This window comes from Planctomycetota bacterium (assembly GCA_026387035.1).
Lineage (GTDB): Bacteria > Planctomycetota > Phycisphaerae > FEN-1346 > FEN-1346 > JAPLMM01.
The window spans coordinates 1-3,676 of record JAPLMM010000130.1; the positions used below are offsets into that span (position 1 = coordinate 1).

A 3,676-nucleotide genomic window follows, 5' to 3' on the forward strand; every position below is an offset into this window, starting at 1 on the left:
AACACGCCGACCGACAGGGCGCCGCCCTTGAACTTCGGGTCCACGTGGTCGAGGTCGCGGAGGAGTTCCATGGCGACTAGTATAACTCCTGGCGGCGGACAGGGGATAGTCAAAACAACGCGGAACGAACGGTTCGCCGCCCCGCTTGCGGGGCGCTGGCTGTTCGCAGCGCGGGGCAAGCCCCGCGGCGAACCCACCGCGCAGGAAATGGCGTTCTTGGCCCGTGGCGCGGCGTCCCGGCGGGACACCGCGCCAAGTGGCGTTGTAGTACTAACTGCTCGATTCCGATTGCATGTCGCCCCCGCCCCAGGCATCATGGAAGACGGACTGCACCTCTGCCGCCGCACGCGGCCGAAACGCACCGCCTGGAAAGGCCCATCATGGAACCCCGGCAACCGGCGACCACCCCCACCGGCCTCCCCTCGCCCCCGCGCTACCGCGGCGAGGTGATTTACCTCTTCGCGTTCGACCTGGCCTATGACATGAAGCGCGAGCCCGTGGAGACGCTCCTCGGCCAACCGGTCAGCGAGTATGCCGTCGGCCCGAGCAAGCGGAACCCGAAATACTTCCTCTTCTACCGACCGCAGATGGTCGCCCTGCCGACGGTCGAGCGCCGGACGGCGCGCGGGCCCGTCCAGGTTCGCCGGAGCGTCAAACTCTTCAGCGTCGGCGCGATGAGCGTCCAGATCCGCGTCCCGTTCGAGGCCGCCTCGCTCGAAGAACTCGTCGCCTACCACGACCTCGCGTTCGAGGACGGGACGCCCGAGGATGAGGCGCGGCAACTGGCGGAGGAGGCCCGGCGGGAACTCGCTCCCTTCTGCATCCGCCCCGTCTCCCAGATCCGCGAAAGCGAGGACTACACGGTCTTCGCGATCGAGGATCTCTCCGCCGCCGGCGTCTCCGCCGAGGACTGGTTCCACCAGCACGTCCGCCCGGTCGCCGGTCTGCTGGCTCACGAGGAAGACGCCGAGCGCCTGTCACAGCAGGAAGCCGTCGAATCCACCGCGCGGTACTTGAGTTACTACGACACCGACCTGGTGGTCGTGGACTGGGACGCCGCCCTCGTCGCCGGCGCAGGCACGAGCCTCGACGACGTCCTCCACATCATGGAACTTGCGAACGTCCAACTGGTGGAACTCGAGGCCTACGACCGCCTCCTCGACACCGCGCTGGACGCCGCCTACCGCGACATCGCACGACGCACGCCGGGCCCGCGCCGACAGGTCCGAAGAAACTTGCGCGAAATCCGCGTCGACCTCGCGCGCCTCAGCGACGAACTCGTCAACATCACCAAGTTCTTCGGCGACTGGTACCTGGCGGAAATCTACCAGAGCGTCTCCGAACGCTTCCACCTCGCCGACTGGCACAAAATCCTCGACGAGAAACTCAAGACCCTCGGCGACCTCTACGACCTCTTGCAGCAGGACCGCGTCAACCTCTGGATGGTCGTCCTGGAGGCCACAATCGTGCTGCTGTTCATCATCGACGTCGTCATCCTCCTCGCCGGCCGCTGACGCCATCTGCACGCGGCTCAGCAGATTCTCGGCAAATCCTCGCCGTAGGGCATCTCCAGGATCCGTTCGCCGCCGATCGCCGTCCGCAGGGTGACCCTCGGCCCGCGGGCCGGCGCATCCGTCACTTCGCCCACGAGCGCCGCGTCGCACCCGAGCGCGTGCCCGCGCATCGCCTGAAGTACGGCCTCAGCCTCGTCGGGCGGCACGACGGCGACGAACTTCCCCTCGTTCGCCACTGAAAGGACGTCCAGCCCGAGGGCTTCGCACGCCCCTTCCACCGCCGGCCGCACGGGAATCGCCGACTCCTCGATCCGCATCCCGACCCCCGCCGACTCCGCCAACTCGTTCACCGCCGCCGCGAGGCCCCCCCGCGTCGGGTCCTTCAGGGCCCGAAGGTTCGGCGACGCCGCCAGCACCGCCTCGGCGAGCGGCCAGAGCGGCGCGACGTCGCTCGCCACCGCCGACTCGAACTCCAGGCCCTCGCGCCGGCTCATCACCGCGATGCCGTGGTCCCCCATCGTCCCGGAAAGGAGGACCCGGTCGCCCGGTCGGATGGCCTCGGCCCCGAGCCGCCGGCCTGCCGCGATCGCCCCGATGCCGCTCGTGTTGATGAACAGGCCGTCCGCCCCGCCGCGCTCCACCACCTTCGTGTCGCCGCATACCACCGCGACGTGCGCCTCGCTCGCCGTCCGAGCCGCCGAGTCCAACACCCGCCGAAGCGTCGCCAGCGGAAGGCCTTCTTCCAGGATCAACGCCAGGCTGAGCGCCACCGGCCTCGCCCCGAGGCACGCCAGGTCGTTCACCGTCCCCGCCACCGCCAGCCGGCCGATGTCCCCGCCGGGAAACTCGAGCGGACGGACCACGTAGGAATCCGTCGTGAAGGCGATGATCGTGCCCGCCAACTCAATCCGCGCCGCGTCGCCTAGGCGCGCAAGTTCCCCCCGGCCGCCCGGCGCGAAACGCGAGAGAATCTCCCGGCGCACCAGGCCCATCATGCGCTCGCCGCCGCCCCCGTCCGCCAGGAGAATGATTTCGTCGTTCATGGTCCTCTTGCCTTTCTCCCGCCTGTGGGTGGCACGCTCTCCCGGCGCGCCGGGATCGCGGCTAACCGATTCCCCGCCGCCGAGCGCCTCTGTTTGCCGTCCCAATCCGCAATCTCCCTGTTCCTTCATAGGAGCCCTTCGGGCCGAAATCCGCAATCCGCAATGGCTACAGCCGTTCGTACCTCGCCACGGCGCGGAAAATGCCCGCGATCTCGCTCGGCGCGAGTAGCGTCGGCGCGTACTGCTCGTTCAGCGCCTGCAGGCGCACCTGGTCCTTCGAGTCGAAGAAGACCCGCTTGAACGTCGCCTCGGAATCGTTCGGCCGGGCGCCCAGCGAGTACCGCACGAAGCAGTCGTCCCCCGATTTCACCTCCGCCGCCGGACTGAAAATCACCACGTCGCCCTCGTGGTACTTCGGCTCCATCGAGTCGCCCACGACGCGCACCCCAAACGCGTTCGGGTCCTCCAGTTCCGCCGGGCCCGACACGTACTCGTCCGCCATCCCGACCGGGTATCCCAGGTCTGTGAACTCCACCGGGTACCCCGCCGCCACTTTGTTGATGACGGGGATTCGGCGAACCTTGCGCTCGGCTCTTTCGCCGCGCGGCGCGCCCCATTCCGCCAGGTGATGCAATAGGCCGCTCCGATGCAGCGCGTCGAGGTCCAGGCCGCCGCTTCCGCGCGCCGGCGCCGCGTCCTCGGCCTCCGCCTGGCTTGGCTCGGTGCGCCCGCCCACCTTGGCCTCCAGAAGCGCCCGCATTACCGCCTCCGTCGAGTCGAAGATCTCCCTGAGCCGCGCCATCCGGGCTTTGATGTCGTCCGGCAACTGGGCCAGGTGCGCCCGCGTGACGAGCGTCTCTTCGTCCTGGCCGAGCGCGCGGGCGATCGCGCGGACCTTGTCGTCTCGGGGCGGGGGCGCGAAGCCGGTCTCGATCTGCGAAAGGTAACTTTTCGCCAAACCCGCCGCCTGCGCGAGCGCCTCCAGCGTCAGCCCCCGCTTCCTCCGGGCGAGGCGCACGGCCTGGCCGAAAGCCGCCTGCTCCTCCGTCGCCAAAAGCAGACGCCGAAGCGCCTCGAGTTCCTCTAAGTTCTCCTTGAGACCCATGGCTCCACCTCGTG

General features: G+C 68.8%; 3 protein-coding genes. 1 reads left to right on the forward strand and 2 read right to left on the reverse strand.

Going from position 1 to position 3,676, the window contains the following annotated elements:
* Window positions 1–380: 380 nt before the first annotated feature.
* Complete coding sequence (locus NTX40_04340; protein ID MCX5648313.1) at window positions 381–1,514, forward strand: hypothetical protein; 1,134 nt, start codon at window positions 381–383, stop codon at window positions 1,512–1,514.
* A gap of 17 nt (window positions 1,515–1,531) precedes the next feature.
* On the opposite strand, the gene hypE is transcribed toward NTX40_04340, so the two are convergent.
* On the reverse strand, window positions 1,532–2,557 hold the full coding sequence (hypE, locus tag NTX40_04345; GenBank protein ID MCX5648314.1) for a hydrogenase expression/formation protein HypE: 1,026 nt from the start codon (window positions 2,555–2,557) through the stop codon (window positions 1,532–1,534).
* 166 nt (window positions 2,558–2,723) lie between these two features.
* Window positions 2,724–3,676, reverse strand: a 953-nt coding sequence (locus NTX40_04350; protein MCX5648315.1) for a helix-turn-helix domain-containing protein, incomplete at its 5' end; no start/stop codon positions are given.